Annotated in this window: 17 protein-coding genes; 8 read left to right on the forward strand and 9 right to left on the reverse strand. The window is 46.4% G+C overall.

Annotation, left to right across the window (positions count from 1 at the left end):
* Positions 1-4 precede the first annotated feature (4 nt).
* Positions 5-1,510: an ATP-binding cassette domain-containing protein gene (locus VIS94_12470; protein HEY9161882.1), complete on the forward strand. Its 1,506-nt coding sequence runs from the start codon at positions 5-7 to the stop codon at positions 1,508-1,510.
* A gap of 38 nt (positions 1,511-1,548) precedes the next feature.
* Here VIS94_12470 and VIS94_12475 read toward each other — a convergent pair whose 3' ends face one another.
* The 4 genes from VIS94_12475 to VIS94_12490 all read right to left on the reverse strand — a co-directional run bounded on the left by VIS94_12475 (position 1,549) and on the right by VIS94_12490 (position 6,836).
* Positions 1,549-1,869 (reverse strand): YkgJ family cysteine cluster protein, encoded by a 321-nt coding sequence (locus VIS94_12475; protein ID HEY9161883.1) that lies wholly within the window; start codon positions 1,867-1,869, stop codon positions 1,549-1,551.
* 24 nt (positions 1,870-1,893) lie between these two features.
* On the reverse strand, positions 1,894-2,949 hold the full coding sequence (locus VIS94_12480) for a mannose-1-phosphate guanylyltransferase (protein HEY9161884.1): 1,056 nt from the start codon (positions 2,947-2,949) through the stop codon (positions 1,894-1,896).
* A gap of 31 nt (positions 2,950-2,980) precedes the next feature.
* On the reverse strand, positions 2,981-6,181 hold the full coding sequence (gene carB, locus VIS94_12485; protein ID HEY9161885.1) for a carbamoyl-phosphate synthase large subunit: 3,201 nt from the start codon (positions 6,179-6,181) through the stop codon (positions 2,981-2,983).
* 94 nt (positions 6,182-6,275) lie between these two features.
* Positions 6,276-6,836 carry a hypothetical protein gene (locus VIS94_12490; GenBank protein HEY9161886.1) on the reverse strand — a complete coding sequence of 187 codons (561 nt, stop codon included), beginning with the start codon at positions 6,834-6,836 and terminating at the stop codon, positions 6,276-6,278.
* Positions 6,837-6,926: 90 nt separating this feature from the next.
* Between VIS94_12490 and hemB the strand changes: the two genes are divergently transcribed.
* Genes hemB through VIS94_12505 form a run of 3 tightly spaced genes read left to right on the forward strand, consistent with a single transcriptional unit; the run spans position 6,927 to position 9,323 of the window.
* Positions 6,927-7,898, forward strand: coding sequence for a porphobilinogen synthase (gene hemB / locus VIS94_12495; protein HEY9161887.1), 972 nt, complete (start codon positions 6,927-6,929; stop codon positions 7,896-7,898).
* On the forward strand, positions 7,895-8,890 hold the full coding sequence (locus VIS94_12500) for a radical SAM protein (protein HEY9161888.1): 996 nt from the start codon (positions 7,895-7,897) through the stop codon (positions 8,888-8,890). The genes hemB and VIS94_12500 overlap by 4 nt, the downstream gene beginning before the upstream one ends.
* Positions 8,880-9,323, forward strand: coding sequence for an Lrp/AsnC family transcriptional regulator (locus tag VIS94_12505; GenBank protein HEY9161889.1), 444 nt, complete (start codon positions 8,880-8,882; stop codon positions 9,321-9,323). The genes VIS94_12500 and VIS94_12505 overlap by 11 nt, the downstream gene beginning before the upstream one ends.
* Here VIS94_12505 and VIS94_12510 read toward each other — a convergent pair.
* A complete protein-coding gene (locus VIS94_12510; protein ID HEY9161890.1) occupies positions 9,320-9,817 on the reverse strand; it encodes a hypothetical protein in 498 nt (165 codons plus the stop codon). The genes VIS94_12505 and VIS94_12510 overlap by 4 nt on opposite strands.
* 396 nt (positions 9,818-10,213) lie before the next feature.
* Between VIS94_12510 and atpE the strand changes: the two genes are divergently transcribed.
* Together atpE and VIS94_12520 are read left to right on the forward strand one after the other, a co-directional pair.
* Positions 10,214-10,588: an ATP synthase F0 subunit C gene (atpE, locus tag VIS94_12515; GenBank protein HEY9161891.1), complete on the forward strand. Its 375-nt coding sequence runs from the start codon at positions 10,214-10,216 to the stop codon at positions 10,586-10,588.
* A 55-nt stretch (positions 10,589-10,643) separates the two neighbouring features.
* Positions 10,644-11,942, forward strand: a complete 1,299-nt coding sequence (locus tag VIS94_12520; protein HEY9161892.1) for a cache domain-containing protein — start codon at positions 10,644-10,646, stop codon at positions 11,940-11,942.
* An 83-nt stretch (positions 11,943-12,025) separates the two neighbouring features.
* On the opposite strand, the gene VIS94_12525 is transcribed toward VIS94_12520, so the two are convergent.
* A complete protein-coding gene (locus VIS94_12525) occupies positions 12,026-12,673 on the reverse strand; it encodes a response regulator transcription factor (GenBank protein ID HEY9161893.1) in 648 nt (215 codons plus the stop codon).
* Between the two features lie 7 nt (positions 12,674-12,680).
* Positions 12,681-13,772: a PAS domain-containing protein gene (locus VIS94_12530; GenBank protein HEY9161894.1), complete on the reverse strand. Its 1,092-nt coding sequence runs from the start codon at positions 13,770-13,772 to the stop codon at positions 12,681-12,683.
* 149 nt (positions 13,773-13,921) lie between these two features.
* On the opposite strand from VIS94_12530, the gene VIS94_12535 reads away from it, so the two are divergent.
* Positions 13,922-14,482, forward strand: coding sequence for a type 1 glutamine amidotransferase domain-containing protein (locus VIS94_12535; GenBank protein HEY9161895.1), 561 nt, complete (start codon positions 13,922-13,924; stop codon positions 14,480-14,482).
* Between the two features lie 92 nt (positions 14,483-14,574).
* Here VIS94_12535 and wrbA read toward each other — a convergent pair whose 3' ends face one another.
* Together wrbA and VIS94_12545 are read right to left on the reverse strand one after the other, a co-directional pair.
* Positions 14,575-15,186, reverse strand: coding sequence for an NAD(P)H:quinone oxidoreductase (wrbA, locus tag VIS94_12540; protein ID HEY9161896.1), 612 nt, complete (start codon positions 15,184-15,186; stop codon positions 14,575-14,577).
* Positions 15,187-15,238: 52 nt separating this feature from the next.
* Positions 15,239-16,144 (reverse strand): ferritin family protein, encoded by a 906-nt coding sequence (locus tag VIS94_12545; protein ID HEY9161897.1) that lies wholly within the window; start codon positions 16,142-16,144, stop codon positions 15,239-15,241.
* Between the two features lie 222 nt (positions 16,145-16,366).
* Here VIS94_12545 and VIS94_12550 point away from each other — a divergent pair, with 222 nt between their 5' ends.
* A complete protein-coding gene (locus VIS94_12550; protein ID HEY9161898.1) occupies positions 16,367-18,442 on the forward strand; it encodes a thioredoxin domain-containing protein in 2,076 nt (691 codons plus the stop codon).
* Positions 18,443-18,482: the final 40 nt, after the last annotated feature.

An 18,482-nucleotide genomic window follows, 5' to 3' on the forward strand; every position in this document is an offset into this window, starting at 1 on the left:
GGAAATGCCTGAAAGTTTTTTAAGTTTCAATGACGTAAGCTTTACATATGACGCGCTTGCAGACATGCTCATATCGGGCATGTCCGCAAGTTTTCCCAACGGATGGACCGGCATCGTTGGCGCAAACGGTGTAGGGAAAAGCACCATTTTAAAACTCGCATCAAATGAGCTTACACCCTTAAAAGGAAAAATAATCTCTCCGGGCACTGCGGTTTATTGCGCACAGAGGACCGATAAAGCACCTCCTGACCTTCCCGACCTTATTATGTCGGCAGACAGTGCTTCCTGCAATTTAAGGCGCATCCTAGAGATAGGCGATGACTGGCCTGAACGCTGGGAAACTCTGAGCCATGGCGAGCGAAAACGCGCTCAGATTGCTGAAGCGCTGTGGCGTAAACCCGGCGTCCTTGCCCTTGACGAACCTACAAACCATATAGATATGGCGACTAGAGCCATGCTCATATCGTCTCTGTCCGGGTTTGGCGGCATAGGTTTGATCGTTAGCCATGACAGGGAGTTGCTCGATAAATTGTGTTCCAGGTGCCTCTTCGTCGATACGCCCAAATGTACAATGAGGCCGGGGAATTATTCTCTTGCCAGCGCACAGGAGAAAAAGGAGACCGAAGCAGCCTTAAGAAAAAAGGTGGCCGCAAAAGAAGCATATGCAAAGCTCAAGCGTGAGGCCTCATCGCGTATGAATGAGGCCAGAGCAGCGGACAGGAAACGCTCAAAACGAGGAATCGATAAAAAAGACCATGACGCAAAATCGAAAATCAACCTTGCAAGGGTGACTGGCAAGGACGCCGTTGCGGGGAAGCTCCTGCGGCAGCTCGAAGGACGCCTCGATCAGGCAAAAAAACTGGAACAATCAGTCAAGGTCAATAAAACCTATGACCTGGGCATATGGATCGAAGGCCTCAGATGCGAACGAGATTTCCTTTTCAGGATCAACTCTGGTGAAATACCCCTTGGAGCAGGAAGAAAGTTGTTTTTTCCGGACCTCGCCATGAGACCTGATGACAGGATTGCGGTATCAGGCATCAATGGCGCTGGCAAAAGTACTTTGATAAGACATGTCATCTCATGCTCATGTCTTCCTGAAGACAAGATCACCTACATTCCACAGGAGATCGACCTGAAAGATACAGGCAGGATAATGGATGAGGTGAAAAGGCTTCCTAGGGAAAGGCTCGGCCATGTAATGACCGTTGTGAGCTGTCTCGGGTCAAGGCCCGGAAGGCTTCTTGAAAGCACCGAACCGAGCCCGGGAGAAACCAGAAAAATATTACTTTCTCTCGGCATATCCCGAAACCCCTGGCTCATAATTATGGACGAGCCCACAAACCACATGGACCTTCCTTCCATAACATGCCTTGAGGAGGCCCTCGCCGGATGTCCATGCGGATTGCTGCTCATTAGCCATGACAGGAGATTTCTTGACAGCCTGACTGAAAAAGACTGGCGCATAATAAAAAATGCTTCGGGAGATTCCCGGCTGTTTATTGATTAGATTGAGCACTTTTTTTTAAAGTGGAAGGAATGCCTGCCTCAGTAACCGTCCCACTGGGGGCACAGAGGTGAAGAACCTGGAGAATAAGAAGCGCAGACACCAGGCCTTGTCTCGTATATCATGCAGGTGCAGCCGTCTTCAGTCCTTTTGAGGAACTGGCATTCCCTGAAATACTCGCCGGTTGAGGTCATTATCCTGTCTCCGGCCCATATGGTTTCACCGTTTTCGGCAATATCAATGAGATCTTGCCTGTGCTCTCTTCTCCATCTGTTCAGATCATCTTCATTAACATATGCGAACATGCTCGTCCCGCAGCACTTGCCGCATCTTTTGCATTCCTTTTCCTGAACCTGATGCATCTTCCACCTTGACGATAATCTTCTTCAATCCTTCTTTCCGGCCATGAGTTTGAGGACCTTGCTTAAATCCTGCGACATCGTCTTTTTTGAGACAAGTATTGCGTCGCTGCCTTCAACTACGGCCATATCGTCGATTCCTATCAGGACAATCTTCTTACCGGAAGACCAGATCACATTGTTCGATGACTCGTAAGTAAAGGCATCGCCGTGGACTGCGTTGGCATGGGCATCCTTATCCAGAAGGCCAGTCACTGCACTCCATGAGCCCACATCGTTCCAGCCGAACGAGGCGGGAATAACACCTACGTTTTCCGCCTTTTCCATTATTGCAAAGTCTATGGAAATCGACTCACATGACGAGTAGAATTTCAAGATGTCTTCTTCCCTGAAATCCGAATCAATAAGTTCCATTGTCTTCTCGTACAGCCCCGGAGCATTCTTTTCAATTTCACTTAGAATCGTGCCGACCTTCCATATAAACATGCCGGCGTTCCATAAAAAACCCCTTTTGATATACTCTCCGGCTGTTGATGCCTCCGGTTTTTCATGAAAATTCCCGACTTTCAGAAGCCTGAGCCCGCCATCCTCTTTCAGAGTGTTTTGTGGAGAGATATAGCCATATCCCGTTTCAGGCCGTGTCGGCATGATGCCTATGGTCAAAAGAATTCCCGGTTCATCATCAAGGCATTTGACGCCGAATGAAACGACCCTTCTGAACATATCGCTGTCCGAGATATCGTGATCAGACGGAAAAATGGCCATCACGGCATCCGGGGCCTGCTTCTCTATCCATGCTGCCGCAAAGGCCACGCACGGTGCGGTGTTTCTGCCAAAAGGCTCGACCAGAATATTCCCGGCCGGAATTTCATTAAGGTCTGAAGCAACCGCCGCAGAAACATCCCTGCCCGTGACACAGCAGATTTTTTCCGGGCTTGTCAGTGGCAGGATCCTGTCTACAGTAGTCCTTAAAAGGCTTTTCTCGCCATTGAAGGCAATTAGCTGCTTGGGCATCAAGGACGTTGAAACAGGCCACAGCCTTTCGCCCTTTCCTCCGGCCATGATTACTGCAAAGAGTTCCATTTTCACCTCTGATAAGCCAATACCTTAACAGCTATTTTATTTCCCTATGATACTCCTGTATCGACTTCACTGCACCCCTTGATTTTCTGCAGGCCTCAATTCCCCTGGCGGCCGCTGTTGCCGCCGCCAGTGTCGTGATATAAGGTATCTTATATTTTATGGCGGCCTTCCTTATATAGGAATCGTCATATGTGCTCAATTTCCCTATCGGGGTGTTTATGATCAGGTTTATCTCTTTATTCATGATGGCATCGAGTATATTTGGTCTTCCCTCGTGCAGTTTCAGGATCGGAACGGATTTTATGCCGTTCTCGTTCAGCAGCCTGCTGGTGCCGTCAGTAGCAAGTATTTTAAATCCGAGCTTGTCAAACATTCCTGCGACATCGACCAAATACGGTCTGTCAAGAGTGGATACCGTTATAAGAACGGTACCTGACATCGGCAGCGTCTGACCGGCTGCTTCAAACGCCTTGTAGTAAGCTTCTCCGAAAGAGCCTGCCATGCCAAGCACCTCTCCGGTGGAACGCATTTCGGGCCCCAGGACAGGGTCAACCTCGGGAAACATGTTGAACGGAAATACCGCCTCCTTCACCCCGAAATGCGGGAATTTTCTGTCATGCAGGTCAAAATCCTTCAGGGTCTTCCCCAGCATGATCTGGGTCGCCACTCTTGCCATCGGGATATTGCAAACCTTCGACACAAGCGGCACGGTCCGTGATGCCCTCGGGTTCGCCTCGAGCACATAAACCTTGTCATTGGCTATCGCATACTGCATGTTCATGAGCCCGACCACGCCAAGTTCGACCGCTATTTTTCTAGTATATTCATAAATGGTATCAAGGTGTTTTTGCGGGATGCTTATCGGAGGAATAACGCATGCGGAATCACCCGAATGGACGCCTGCGAACTCTATATGCTCCATTACCGCCGGCACGAATGCACTTGTGCCGTCGGCTATTGCATCGGCCTCGGCCTCTATTGCGTTTTCCAGAAACTTGTCTATAAGTATCGGCCTTTCAGGGGTTACACCGCGGGCGGCAGAGACATAGGATTTAAGCATTTCCTCGTCATGGACTACTTCCATTCCGCGTCCGCCCAGTACATAGGAAGGCCTGACCATAAGCGGATAACCTATGCGGTCTGCAATTTGGAGGGCCTCGTCCATCGTGCTTGCCATACCGGACTCGGGCATGGGTATGCCCAGCCTTTCCATTACCTTCCTGAACCTGTCCCTGTCCTCGGCAAGATCGATGGCATCCGGAGTGGTGCCTAGTATCTTCACGCCCGCAGCAGCAAGCTCACTGGCAATGTTGAGCGGCGTCTGTCCGCCGAACTGCACGATGACGCCCTCGGGCTTCTCCTTCTCATAGATGGCCAGCACGTCTTCAACGGTTAATGGTTCGAAATAGAGCTTGTCCGATGTGTCATAGTCGGTGGATACCGTCTCGGGATTGCAGTTGACCATGATGGATTCAAGGCCCTCATCCCTGATGGCGAATGCCGCATGCACACAGCAGTAATCAAATTCAATGCCCTGCCCTATCCTGTTAGGACCGCCTCCCAGCACCATTATCTTCTTGCGGGTGCTGACGGGTACCGAGTCCGGGGCGTTATAAGTCGAATAGTAGTAGGCTGCATTCTCCACCCCGCTGACATTTACCCCTTCCCAGGCATGTACTATACCTAAAGTCTTTCTTTTATCCCTGATTTCAGGCTCGGGAACATCCAGCAGTTTTGAAAGATATTTATCTGCAAAGCCGTCTTTCTTGGCCCTGGCAAGGAGCTCATCAGGAATCATTCCGCCTCTGTATTTCAGTATCTCCTCTTCGAGCTCCACCAGTTCCTTCATCTGAGAGATGAACCAGGGTTTGATATGAGTTCTCCTGTAAAGCTCTTCAACATCCGCGCCTTTTCTGAGCGCCTCATACATTATGAACTGCCGTTCGCTCGTTGCATAGCCGAGCATGCCCATCAGTTCATTAAGGCTTTTTGAATTGAAGTCTTTTGCAAAGCCCAGACCGTAACGGCCGATTTCCAGCGATCTTATTGATTTCAGGAAGGCCTCTTTATAATTCTTTCCCAGGCTCATAACCTCGCCCACGGCCCTCATCTGTGTGCCCAGCTTATCCTCGACGCCTTTGAATTTTTCAAAAGCCCAGCGTGAGAACTTGACGACCACATAATCGCCCCACGGGATGTACTTGTCTAGCGTTCCTGCCCGCCAGTACGGAATCTCGTCAAGATTGAGGCCGCCAGCCAGTTTTGATGAAACAAGGGCGATCGGAAACCCGGTCGCCTTTGAGGCAAGGGCTGATGAGCGTGATGTCCTGGGGTTTATCTCGATGACCACCACCCTGCCCGTTTTTGGATCGTGTGCAAATTGTATGTTCGTGCCGCCGATTACCTCTATAGCCTCAACGATATCGTATGAATATTTCTGAAGCCGTTTTTGCAGTTCTTCGGAAATCGTAAGCATGGGCGCCGTGCAGTAGGAATCGCCGGTATGGACACCCATGGCATCGACGTTTTCAATAAAGCATACCGTGATCATGTTGTTCCTTGCATCGCGAACCACTTCAAGCTCAAGCTCTTCCCAGCCGAGAACCGACTCCTCGATAAGTATCTGCCCCACCATGCTCGCGGAAATTCCCCTTGCCGCCACGACCCTCAACTCTTCAACATTATAGACGAGGCCTCCGCCTGTACCTCCCATTGTATATGCAGGTCTGATCACCACAGGATAGCCAAGTCTTGCTGCTATCGACTCGGCTTCTTCAACAGAGTACGCAGGTTCGCTTGCCGGCATTTCAATGCCCAGTCTGTTCATTGTTTCCTTGAAGGCTATCCTGTCCTCTCCGCGCTCGATTGCATCAAGCTCGACACCGATGACTCTGACCCCGTGCTTTTCAAGCACTCCGGCTTTTGCAAGTTCGGATGTCAGGTTCAAACCGGTCTGTCCGCCAAGATTAGGCAGAATCGCATCGGGTTTTTCCTTTTCAATGATCTCGGTCATCGTCTTAACGTTCAAGGGCTCGATATAAGTTATATCAGCCATTCCCGGGTCGGTCATGATAGTCGCCGGATTTGAATTCACCAGCATTATCTGATACCCCAGACCTCTAAGGGCTTTGCACGCCTGTGTGCCCGAGTAATCGAATTCGCATGCCTGACCTATTATGATTGGACCTGAACCGATGATCATAACCTTGTTGATATCCGCCTTTTTGGGCATCTTGTTTCCTCCATGTGTCTTGAATTAAATTAAATGCATGTGAGATTACAGATAAGCCGGTAACCCAGTCAAGATAAAAGGAGTTTAATACGACCTATTGCAGACAGAGCCCGCCTATGAGATCTTTTATCGCGCTAAAATATTTTTCAGGAACTTTTCCCGGGTATATGTAACGAATGATGCCATTTTTGTCGATCAGGATGAAAACCGACTCGTTGCCGGGCATGCCGTAAGCCTCTTTCATGGACCCGTCCCAGTCACCATATACAGTAACTCTATTCTGCTCCGAGTTTCTGATAAAGCCCTTTTTCCATAAGGGTCTTGTAATAAAATTTGCAGGGGTTGCGTCTATTACCGAGAGCATGAATACATTTTTTGAACTGATTGCAATATTGTCATAATAATATTTCTGGAGGAAGATTTTGAGCTGTTTGTTCTTTTCAATTGTATCCCTGCCTTCATAAAATCCGACTATTACCTTTCCTTTGAGGGTATCAGAGTCAAGCATCGCATCATTACCGTCTGATACAGTGAATCCCGGCGCATACTTTCCGGGTTCAGCCAAGGCCCAGATAAATGATGAGAAGAGCAGACTTATCATTACAGCCGCAAGTGCTGATAATTTTATTTTTTTCATAAAAAGATTTATCGGCATAATATTACGCCCCCTTGAAGTCCAAGCCTAAGGGCTTGCACTAATGAAGCACAAATTATATAGGCTTAAACAAAAAAACCGGAGGCGCATATGTTCCCGGAAAACAGACCGCGCAGATTAAGGGCGAATGAGACAATCAGAAGGCTTGTCAGAGAAACAAGGATAAGCCCGGACAACCTGATTTATCCGATATTCGTCAAAGAAGGCAGGACGATCAAGGAACCCATAAAATCAATGCCCGGTCAATTCAGATATTCACCAGATACTGCTGCCCAGGTTGCCAGAGATTTATTCGGCAGAAAAATCCCGGCGGTTCTCCTTTTCGGCATCCCGTCAAGAAAAGACCGGTTCGGGACAGAGGCGCATAAAAGGGACGGCATAGTTCAAAAGACAATCACAGAGATAAAAAATAAAGTGCCGGAAATGCTTGTCATAACCGACGTATGCATGTGTGAGTATACCGATCACGGCCATTGCGGCATTCTTGATGAAAATGGGTGCGTCTCCAATGACGAGACCCTTGACCTGCTTGCCAAGATATCCCTCTCTCATGCAAAGGCGGGAGCGGGAATGATAGCACCTTCCGACATGATGGACGGCCGCATCGGCGCTATCAGAGAGGCCCTTGATGAAGGCGGCTTCGAGAACCTGCCGATTATGAGCTACTCGGCCAAATATGCCTCGTCCTTTTATGGGCCGTTCCGCGATGCGGCGGGCTCAGCACCTTCATTCGGCGACCGCAAGGCCTATCAGATGGATCCTGCGAATGCACGGGAGGCCATTCGTGAAATTGAGCTCGATATCGAGGAAGGCGCCGATATAATAATGGTCAAGCCTGCCATGCCCTGTCTTGATATAATCAGGACTGTCGCCGATGAATTTAACGAACCTCTGGCCGCCTATCAGGTCTCCGGGGAATACGCCATGATAAAGGCAGCCGCATCCCTGGGTATGCTTAATGAAGACGCTGCAATAATCGAAAGCATTACGGCGATCAGACGTGCAGGCGCTGATATGATCATCACCTATTTCGCGGACAGAATTGTCGATCTGATTTCATGAATGCACCGCTCATACTTGCCTGGGAACTGACAAAGGCGTGCAATCTTGAATGTATGCACTGCAGAGCCAACGCTTCGCCCGACAGAGACCCTGAAGAACTCACAACCGAAGAAGGGACTGGCCTTCTTAAAGAAATTTCCGCCCTGGGAACTAAAATGGTCATTCTTTCAGGCGGGGAAGCGCTGCTGCGGGATGACGCCATGATTTTTGCCCGTTTAGGGACATCACTCGGCCTGCGCATGACGCTCGCAACAAACGGTTCTACTGTCACCAGTGCTTCAGCGAGCGAAATAAAAGCCTCCGGCATTTCACGGGTATCAGTAAGCCTTGATGGTGTTACACCCGGTATTCATGATGAATTCAGGGGCAGACCGGGTGCATATGAGCTGGCGCTCTCCGGCATCGAGCATTTGAGAAGCGCGGGAGTGCCCGTACAGATAAACACAACGGTGGCAGCGATTAACATTTCCCAGATGCGGCTGTTCCCGGATTTTATCAGAAGACTCGGTGCCGTGGCATGGCATGTTTTTTTTCTGGTACCTACAGGCAGAGGGCACGAAATGGAACTTGCCACAATGCTGGAATATAAATCCATGCTGACCGACTTCATGGATGTTTATATCTCAGGTGGTATTGAGTGCAAAGCCACCTGTGCCCCGCAGTTTTACAGAATGATTGCTGAATCGGAAAGCAGACCCCTTGCAAAAGGTTGCCTTGCGGGGGACGGCTTCGGCTTTGTTTCTTCGACAGGAGATGTGCAGCCATGCGGTTTCCTTGACATTAAATGCGGAAATGTGAAGGAAAAGAGCTTCTCGGAAATATGGAATAAATCCGATATTCTTGTCAACCTGAGAAACCCGGATCTCCTTGATGGCAAATGCGGAACATGCAATTATAAAAACATTTGCGGAGGATGCAGGGCAAGGGCTTATGAAACTACCGGGGACATCAATTCCACAGACCCTATATGCTGGTTCAAAGATGGACAATAAAGACAGGAAAATCCTTGAATTAATAAGTGAGCGTTTTCCGCTTGATACACATCCCTTGAGAATTATTGCCGAAGAACTTGATATAGATGAAAATGACCTGCTTCAAAGAATGAATCACCTTAAATCCGATGGAATAATACGCCGGATAGGTGCAACGATCGTTCCCCGCAGATTGGGATGGTTCTCGACCCTGTGCGCTGCCGATGTACCTCGGCATATTGTTGATAAATTCTCCAGAACGGCAAACAGCTATAAGGAAATTACCCACAACTATGAACGGACAGGCACACCGAACTGCTGGTTTACTATAATCGCACCGGATAGAAACGAAGCGCTTAAGATCATATCAGAAATAGAAAACGCCTGCGGGATAAAGATTATCGAACTTCCCGCAAGGCGCATTTTCAAAATCGGGGTCAAATTTTCCCTTTAGGCTTTACCCTTTTTCAGCAGACTGCGGATCAACCCGCCGTGTCCGGCGTCTTTCATCTGCTTGGCGAGCTCTTCTTCGTAACCGATTGTTACATTAATTATCGCCCTGTCGAAATACAGAACGATCTTGTTGTTCAGTTCAAGAGCCTTTGTGCTCTCGTAGGTTGTGTCAAGAAGATGATTTTCAAGGACAAACAACCAGATATGTCTTTTGATTAGCATCAGATACATGATTGTCTCATGAAGGGGAATATCTGCCTGAAGGCGTTTCTTACCCAGTTCTTTGTAAAACTTTTCCATATGGGTTTTCGGCTTCTCTTTCTCAAGCCAGCTGATAAGGTCACTAAATATATCATTTACCCGTTCAAGATGAAATTCTTCTGTAAATTTCCTGTAACTTTTCGTCTCCTCTCTATTCAAAAAATCTTTTACAACTCGCTTGGAAAGCTCATTAACATTAGCCTTAATCTGATCCAGAACTCTCATGTAGATCATATTTCCCCCTAATATTATTATCTGTAATCAATACATCACTGAAAACATTTTATATTAACAAAACCCACTTATCAACAGGAAGTTGTCTGCTTCAAATTATATGATACCGCTGTCCTTAATCAATATGCCGGCCTTTAATTATCAGATTATGATCCGGTGCACTTTTTGTTAAATTGCAAAATAAATTATTTAACGATTTGTTAAAACCAGTCAGAGCGGCATCCTCTGCTGAATTAACCCTTGAAGTATTCATTTCATCGTATTATTAAATGGTTACCACTCATTTCTTGTTGTTTCCGAAATCTGGCATGCAGGTTGCTCTGTTAATTTTGAAAATTGAAGCTTCACTCATATTGGAAATTACAAAAATAAGAAATAAAAGAAAGGAGAAAAATCATGGCAAGTAACACAAAAAAAATTATGTTTTCGTTCTTCGCAATAGCTGTTCTCTGGCTATTGGGCGCGTCTTCCGCTTTTGCAGCTGATGTCATCAACACCCAGGCCCCGTACACAAAGGTGATCTTCTCGGTCGGCGCAATGATCGGCGCAGGTCTGGCAATCGGACTCGGGTGCATCGGTTCAGGCGCAGGAATCGGCAGCGCAACAGGAAGCGCCTGCGAGGCAGTGGGACGTAATCCTTCGGTTCAGCCAAAGATCATCATGACCATGATGGTCGGTATGGCTCTTGCGGAATCAGTTTGTATCTACTCACTGGTTATTTCTTTCATTCTTCTGTTTGCAAATCCATTTAAGACTTTTATACTTGGTTAAACTTGGTCCAGGATGAATTTAACTGAACAGAACAAAAAATAATAAGGGGGAAAAAATGCCTGACTCCAATAGTAAACCACGTATTTTTACAATTGCAAGGCTGTTTTTCCTGCTTGTCGTAATCCCCTTATTGCTGGTTGCATCGCTAATCGCATTCAGTATCTTTAAATTTGGAGGCATATCCAAAACTGACACGGCAACATCTCTTGATCAGAAATCCAAGAATGAAATACTCACCCGCGCAATCGATCTTTCACAGAATATTGCCGGTTTTCTAAGCGAGCGTCAGAAGGATATCCTGATTGCAACCATCTTTCCTGCCAATGCAGAAACTTACAGATCCTTTCTGGATACAAAAACTCAGGAGCTGTGGATTAAAAAAGATGGCGTAATCGTAAAGGAAGCATTCCCACTATATGTTGAAATGTCACTCACGGACAAGAACGGCCAGGAAATCATCAAGATAAGAAACGGCAGAATCGTCGGCGCCAATGAGCTTGTCAACGTAAGTAATCCTCTCAACACATATTACAAATCAGAGGATTATTTCTCAAAGGCAAAAAATCTTAACAAGGGAGAAGTTTACTTTTCTCCCGTCACTGGGTGGTATATCAACAAAGCTGAATTCGATAGCGGCAAACGTTTTGAGGGTATCATCAGGATGGCAACTCCTGTGTTCGACAAACAGGGTTTCTCAGGTGTAATCACACTTGCCTTGGACATAAGACACCTTGCCAAATTCACCGATAATATTGTTCCTACAGAGTCCACGTATGTAATCAAAGCCGATGCATCTTCCGGCAACTATGCTTACCTGGTAGACAACAGAGGCTTTGTTATCGCTCATCCGAACGATTATTTCATCGCCGGACTTTACAAGGATGGAACAAGAGTTCCGCAGATCAACTCTTCAAATTATCAGGAAATGAAAAAGAAGGGCGAAGAGGTAATCAACTTCAAAGACCTCGGCGGAATTGAACCAATGCTTCCCGAAATAGAAAAAGAAGCGGAAGCCGGAAAATCCGGCATAAAGACTTACACCTTTGAAGGCAGCACGAAGGTGGTAGCTTATGCGCCGATTCCATTCTATTCACAGGAGTTCCCGAAACCGGCAGGATTCGGCTGGGTAGGTATGGGTGTCGATGTGGATAAATTCCACGAACAGGCCCTTCTTTCTCAAAAGAAGATAGAAAAAGAAGGACAGAAATGGCTGACTACAATCATACTCATCATGTTCATAGCAATGGCCATACTGTTCGCAATCGCTGCAATCCTTTCCCGCGGAATCAACCGGTCCATTGAATCTGAGGTTCCTGAGGATTCAGTATCTCCGGGTGAATACGACAAGGATTGATCCTTCTACAACATCCTGTCTCAGGAATATTGTCCTGAGACAGGATGGATAACCTTTTTGAATTCACATGAATTATTTTCCGTTCAAAGCGATGTGATACCTTCCCTTACAGCGTATTTTGTCAGTTCGGCAATGCTTCTGAGGCCTATTTTCTCCTGAATCTTCAAACGGAAAGTCTCGATGGTTTTAATGCTGAGATTAAGATCGAATGCTATCTCCTTTGTAGATTTGCCTTCCGAGAGCTTTTGGAGGACATCACGTTCCCTCGGGGTAAGAATGGAAAAAGCCGACAGATCAACAGTATCTGCAAGCTGCACATAATCCCTTACCATATCATCGACAAGAGAAGGGCTTATATAGATACGGTTTTTAAGTATTACCTTGATGGCATTCAAAAGTTCATCAGACGCGCAATCCTTGAGCAGATAACCTTTTGCTCCTGCCTTGAGCATTTTTATAAGGAAACCCCTGTCTGCATACATGGACAGCGCAAGAATTCTTGACCCCGGTATTTCGGTTATGATTCTTTTTGTTGCTTCAATCCCGTTGAGATCGGGCATATTGATATCCATTATGATAATATCTGGATTGAGCTTCTTCGCCAGGTCTACCGCTTCAACGCCATTGCCTGCTTCGCCTGAGACAATCATGTTAAAATTCTTTTCGAGGATCGATTTCAGCCCTTCCCTCATGATCTTATGATCGTCTGCAAGCAGTATTTTAATATTCATTATTTATCTAAGCCTCCCCATTGACAGGAACAATTATACTTGCCACGGTTCCCTGCCCGGGACTTGACTTTATATTGAAAAAACCGCCGATATTGTTCAAACGTTCCTGAATGCTGAATAATCCGAAATTCTGTGATTTTTTTCTTATCGTCTCGCCCACATCGAAACCGATGCCGTCATCCTGGATACTTATTAAAATGTGGCTGTCTTTCTTCTTTATCGACACGACTGTTTCATTAGCTTTCGAGTGTTTGGCCGAATTGTTTAAAAGTTCTCGAATTATCTGAAAAAGGAGAATTCTGATTTTCTGGTTCAGTTTATCTTCAAAATCGTCACTTTCAATCCTGAACAGGATGCCCCTCTTCAACAGGATATTTTCTCCAAGCCATACGATAGCGGGTTCAAGTCCGAGTTCATATAAAACCGGAGGACTCAATTCGAAGGTCAATGTCCTTATACTCTGGATTGTCCCGGAAATAATTTCCTTCAGTTCATTTATGGTATTCTCGGACGGCGTGGCTGTACAATCCTTATAGAATTCATCGAGCTTGATCTTACAGTATGCGAGGTTCTGGATAACATGATCATGAAGCTCCATGGCAATGCGTCTTCTCTCCTTTTCCTCTGCCAGAGAAAGCTCCAGTGTTAATGCCTGCAGATCATTCTTATATTCATGAAGTTTTTCAAGGGTTCTCTTATACCCGGTAATGTCGCGCGCGATGCACCCGATCTGTATTGTTTTCCCCTGGCTGTCCCGTATGATGTGCTTCTTGTCGTGAAGCCAGACTATTGAACCGTCAGAAACAATAATCCGGTATTCCTTCTGGGAATAACCGGATATGAAAAGCTCATTAAGACTGTCTACTGCAATCTGCTTATCTTCCGGATGTACAATGTCGATCCAGAGACCGGGATTCGCCTTGAAATCAAACACTGTCCTCCCATATAGATTTTCGAAAGAGGGATTTATATAATAGAGCTGGTTGCCATCCAGGGACATTATCCAGACCACATCGTCAGCAATAGATATAAGCTTATAGAAACATTCCGGGGTTACCGACAGGGCTCCTTTTTTAATTTCCGGTATAACTGTATTCATATCTTTCTCGATATAAAAATAATAGCGTTAAGGTTTTATTCAAGGCACCACAGAAAAATTCCACTTGAAATCCACTATCAGGTTTTTTGAACCGGCAAATAAGGTAATCCCCTATTACAAATTACTGAACCCCGGCAGATTATATGAAAATGAAAGCTTTAATCATAAGTTTCGACAATTTCGAAGACCTGGAACTGCTTGTCCCATACTATCGCCTGAAGGAAGCTGGCATTGAAGTTGACATAGCTTCATTGAACAAGAGAACCATAACGGGCATACATGACTACAAGGTGGCGGTGGATATGTCACTTGAAGATGTAAATCCCGATGACTATTCCATGCTGGTCCTGCCTGGCGGAAAGGCACCGCAGACAATAAGGAATGAAACCAGGGCAAAGGAAATATCCCGCAGCTTTTTCACACACAACAAGCCGGTTGGGGCTATATGTCATGGGCCACAAATTCTTATAAGCGCAGATCTTCTCAAGGGCAGGCATGCCACAAGCTATATATCCGTGGCAAAAGAGCTGAAAAATGCAGGCGCCATATACGAAGACCAGGACGTCGTCGTTGACGGTAACCTCATAACGTCAAGGGGTCCGTCTGATCTGCCGGCTTTCATGCGTGAGACGATGAAAATTCTCGGAATTAACAATTCTCACGAAAAAGAATCGAGTTGCCATGAAGTTAAGGATAAGTCCCGGAAATAAAATATATCAGTTGTAACCCGATCTGTTATCTATCATAGAAAAAGCCAGCAAAACCAGCTTTGTGGTTATGGTTACGGGTTTTTGATTTCAGACTAGCCGAAAAGTTTTCTTGCGATCATCGCAACATGTCTCCCCTGATACCTTGCACCATCGAGTTCATTCGTACTCGGCGAACGCTCACCCGAAGGACCTGCAATGGTGGATGCGCCATATGGAGAACAGCCGGCAACCTCATCCGTGCGGGATTGACCATCAAAGGAATATGGCAGCCCGACAATGATCATGCCGTGATGCAGCAATGTGGTATGAAAACTCAGAATCGTAGATTCCTGCCCGCCATGCTGGGTGCCGGAACTGGTAAAAACACTACCTACCTTGCCCACAAGAGAACGCTTTGCCCAGAGTCCGCCCGTCGCATCGAGAAACTGCCTCATCTGAGCGCACATATTCCCAAAACGTGTCGGAGTGCCGAAGATTATTGCATCGGCCCCGGCCAGTTCGTCCATACTGCAAACCGGAACATCTGCAAACATCTTCCCGGTTTCGATCGCATGCATTTTCTTGAGTATCTCATCACTGAGCGTTTCAGGAACACGCCTCAATTTCACTTCTGCTCCGTCCACTTCATTAGCGCCTTCCGCAACAGCCTTTGCCATCTTGTAGATATGGCCATACATGGAATAGAAAACGACCAGTACCTTCATATTATCCTCCTGTCTTTACCAGTCTTGAATGCAGCTTAACATGCATGCTCAATTACTGACGGGATTTATTGAAAACAGAATACCTCTCTTTTGCCCCATTGCACAGGGGACACTTGTCAGGGGCTTCCCCTTCTATTGTAAAACCGCAGATATTACAGACTACAACATGCCCGAGTTCGACATCTCTTTCTCTTTCAATCGCCCTCAGCGCCTTTTCAAGGAGTCTTTTATGCTCTTTCCCTGTGTTATACGAATACTCAAACCTGCGCAGTGCCCCTTTTTCCTCCTGAAATTTAGCAACCTGAATATAGACAGGATACATATCGTCTATCTGACAGGTCTTATCCATGATAGCACATTGCAGATTCTTCCTAGTGTTACCTGGACCAAAGACAGGCATACAACTGGAAACAACTCCGCCCTTAAGACGGCTGAGTTCCCTGTAATAATTCATGGCATGGACGTATTCGGCATGAGCGACGGCCCGGAATAGTCTGGCGGCGTTATGATATTTTTCCTTAACAGCTTGTGTAGAGAAGTAAAGATAGCGGACATACGTCTGAGATTCGCCTGCAAAGGCATTAACAAGATTCTGCGCGGTCATATGCTTGATTTGATCTGACTTTGCTTCCGATATGTCCATGATCTCATCAATCCCCGCCCTGTCATAATTGGTAAACCTGATTCCTGTGCCCTTATCCGAAACATGAACGACATTTCCACGCACCCATACCACCTTGCCGTAAACCTCAAGATCCAGGTCTGCCTGGATTCTTTCACCTATTCTGTGTTCTATTTCCGATTCAAACAACATGCCGCCGGGGCTTATGTCACGAACCTGCCCCATTTGATCACCGTTGGTTTTACTCCTGTATCTCATGGGAATGGAGATCTTTCTTCTTGGATATTCCCGGCGTTCATTCATTTCTGTCTGCTTGATATCCGTTACCTGAGCCATCATGCCCTCCACTTCAGCAATGAAAAAGCTGAAACGCTTTAATGTTAATTTCCTTATTTTTATATGACCAAATTTTTAGAGGTTCGGTAATCAGGACTATCCTTAATTACCGGTTCAAAAAACCTGAAACGGTTCAGTAATCTGTTTTTTACGCTGCTCTTTGTTTGACAATCAGAAAACGAGACCTTACTGAACAATAAATATGAATGGAGTAATAACCTGATGAACAGGCTTTCAAATGAAAAGAGCCCTTACCTTCTGCAGCATGCGCAAAACCCCGTAGACTGGTACCCCTGGGGAGAAGAGGCCTTCGCAAAAGCCAGGAACGAAGACAAGCCCCTATTCCTTTCAATCGGCTATTCCACCTGCCACTGGTGCCATGTCATGGCTCATGAGTCTTTCGAGGATGAGGAGACGGCAAAACGGATGAATGAGGTTTTTATAAATATAAAAGTCGACAGGGAAGAGAGGCCGGATATCGACGGCATATACATGAGCGTTTGCCAGGGACTTACAGGCAGCGGCGGATGGCCCTTAACAATTATCATGACCCCCGATAAAAAACCCTTTTTCGCCGGCACATACTTTCCAAGGAAAACCGCACACGGTATTTTGGGAATGAACGATCTGATCGATAAGATCGAGGACCTCTGGAAAAACGAACGCGACGGCATCATTGAGTCGGCAGAGAATATAACAAACTGGCTCGGGCAGAAAAGGTATACATCATCAGGGAAAAACCCGGGAACAGACACGCTTAAAAAGGCTTTCAAAGAGCTTGATTCAAGGTATGACAGCAAGAATGGGGGATTCAGCCCCGCCCCAAAATTTCCCACCCCGCATCAGCTCACTTTTCTTTTAAGATACTACCGGCGCTTCAAGGACACATATGCACTGGATATGGTCGAAAAAACCTTGAATGCAATGTTTCATGGCGGCATTCACGATCATGTCGGGTCCGGTTTCCACCGCTATTCAACAGATGCAAAGTGGTTTGTCCCGCATTTCGAAAAGATGCTCTATGACCAGGCTTTGATCGCTTTCGCTGCGACGGAAACCTTCCTGGCCACTGGCAAGACCATTTTTGCGGATATCGCCAATGATGCACTCACCTATGTCATCAGAGATCTGCATTCGGATACAGGCGCCTTCTTCTCGGCAGAAGATGCCGACAGTGAAGGTGTCGAGGGAAAGTTCTATCTCTGGTGCGAACCTGAAATCAGGGAAGTTCTGAATGAGGAGGAGGCCGGACTCTGGATAAAAGCATATGGAATTGAGACCAAAGGCAACTTGAGGGATGGCATCTCTGATAAAACACTTAACATGAATATCCCCTTTTTGAAAAAATCATCAAAGGAACTTTCAGTCGAAACCGGTATTGATGAAGAAGTTCTAAGAAATATTCTTGAGGCATCAACAAAGAAACTCCTTGCAGTGCGCGGCAAAAGAACCCACCCTCAAAGGGACGAAAAGATCCTGACAGACATGAACGGGCTTATGATTGCCGCTCTGGCAAAAGGCGCCCGGGGTTTTGATAACCCGGCTTATGTTCATTATGCAGAGAAGGCAGCAGCTTTCATTCTAGGACAAATGCGCATAGACGACGGCGGACTTTTCCACAGGTACTGCGACGGACAAACTGCAATCCCGGGATTCCTTGACGACTATGCATTTTTCATATGGGGACTCATCGAACTTTATGAGACGACATTCGATGTAAAATATCTGGAAGCAGCAATAAGCTTGAACTCATACATGACAGAACATTTTCATGATAATGAGGCAGGCGGTTTCTTTTTTACATCGGATATGCAGGAAGAAGTCCTTGTGCGGAAAAAGGACCTCTATGACGGAGCAATACCTTCAGGCAATTCGGTTGCAGCACTCAACCTGATCCGCCTCTCGAAGTTAACAGGAAATCCCGGGCTTGAGGACATGGCCAGTAAGATTGCAGAAGCTTTTTCCCAGCAGATAATGGAAAATCCGTCGGCATTTACTCAATTTCTTGCTGCGCTTGATTTCATGATCGGGCCTTCACATGAAATCGTCATCACAGGCGACGATGACAGCGATGATGCTTCGGAAATGATCCGTGCACTGAGAAGGCTTTATATGCCCAACACAAGCATTATGTTTATTCCGGGAGATGACTGCCTTGATAAAATAAAAAAAATCGCACCATTTGTCTCTGATATGAAAATGCAACCTTCGATGACGATTGCATATGTCTGTTCAGGAAGCACATGCCTTAGTCCGGTTTATGACATGGAATCATTGAAGGCCTTGCTTGAGCAGTAAAGAGACTCATTCAACCTTGTATATAAGTGCTCTGAATGTA

This window comes from Desulfomonilia bacterium, assembly GCA_036567785.1.
In the GTDB taxonomy this organism is placed as follows: Bacteria; Desulfobacterota; Desulfomonilia; order UBA1062; family UBA1062; genus DATCTV01.

Excerpts from the sequence above, each read along its gene's own strand:
- carB (HEY9161885.1), bottom strand. The coding sequence starts at position 6,181 with ATGCCCAAAAAGGCGGATATCAACAAGGTTATGATCATCGGTTCAGGT.
- hemB (HEY9161887.1), top strand. The coding sequence starts at position 6,927 with ATGTTCCCGGAAAACAGACCGCGCAGATTAAGGGCGAATGAGACAATC.
- VIS94_12535 (HEY9161895.1), top strand. The coding sequence starts at position 13,922 with ATGAAAGCTTTAATCATAAGTTTCGACAATTTCGAAGACCTGGAACTG.
- VIS94_12470 (HEY9161882.1), top strand. The coding sequence starts at position 5 with ATGCCTGAAAGTTTTTTAAGTTTCAATGACGTAAGCTTTACATATGAC.
- VIS94_12480 (HEY9161884.1), bottom strand. The coding sequence starts at position 2,949 with ATGGAACTCTTTGCAGTAATCATGGCCGGAGGAAAGGGCGAAAGGCTG.
- VIS94_12525 (HEY9161893.1), bottom strand. The coding sequence starts at position 12,673 with ATGAATATTAAAATACTGCTTGCAGACGATCATAAGATCATGAGGGAA.
- VIS94_12520 (HEY9161892.1), top strand. The coding sequence starts at position 10,644 with ATGCCTGACTCCAATAGTAAACCACGTATTTTTACAATTGCAAGGCTG.
- VIS94_12545 (HEY9161897.1), bottom strand. The coding sequence starts at position 16,144 with ATGGCTCAGGTAACGGATATCAAGCAGACAGAAATGAATGAACGCCGG.
- VIS94_12475 (HEY9161883.1), bottom strand. The coding sequence starts at position 1,869 with ATGCATCAGGTTCAGGAAAAGGAATGCAAAAGATGCGGCAAGTGCTGC.
- wrbA (HEY9161896.1), bottom strand. The coding sequence starts at position 15,186 with ATGAAGGTACTGGTCGTTTTCTATTCCATGTATGGCCATATCTACAAG.
- VIS94_12550 (HEY9161898.1), top strand. The coding sequence starts at position 16,367 with ATGAACAGGCTTTCAAATGAAAAGAGCCCTTACCTTCTGCAGCATGCG.
- VIS94_12510 (HEY9161890.1), bottom strand. The coding sequence starts at position 9,817 with ATGATCTACATGAGAGTTCTGGATCAGATTAAGGCTAATGTTAATGAG.
- VIS94_12490 (HEY9161886.1), bottom strand. The coding sequence starts at position 6,836 with ATGCCGATAAATCTTTTTATGAAAAAAATAAAATTATCAGCACTTGCG.
- VIS94_12530 (HEY9161894.1), bottom strand. The coding sequence starts at position 13,772 with ATGAATACAGTTATACCGGAAATTAAAAAAGGAGCCCTGTCGGTAACC.
- atpE (HEY9161891.1), top strand. The coding sequence starts at position 10,214 with ATGGCAAGTAACACAAAAAAAATTATGTTTTCGTTCTTCGCAATAGCT.
- VIS94_12500 (HEY9161888.1), top strand. The coding sequence starts at position 7,895 with ATGAATGCACCGCTCATACTTGCCTGGGAACTGACAAAGGCGTGCAAT.
- VIS94_12505 (HEY9161889.1), top strand. The coding sequence starts at position 8,880 with ATGGACAATAAAGACAGGAAAATCCTTGAATTAATAAGTGAGCGTTTT.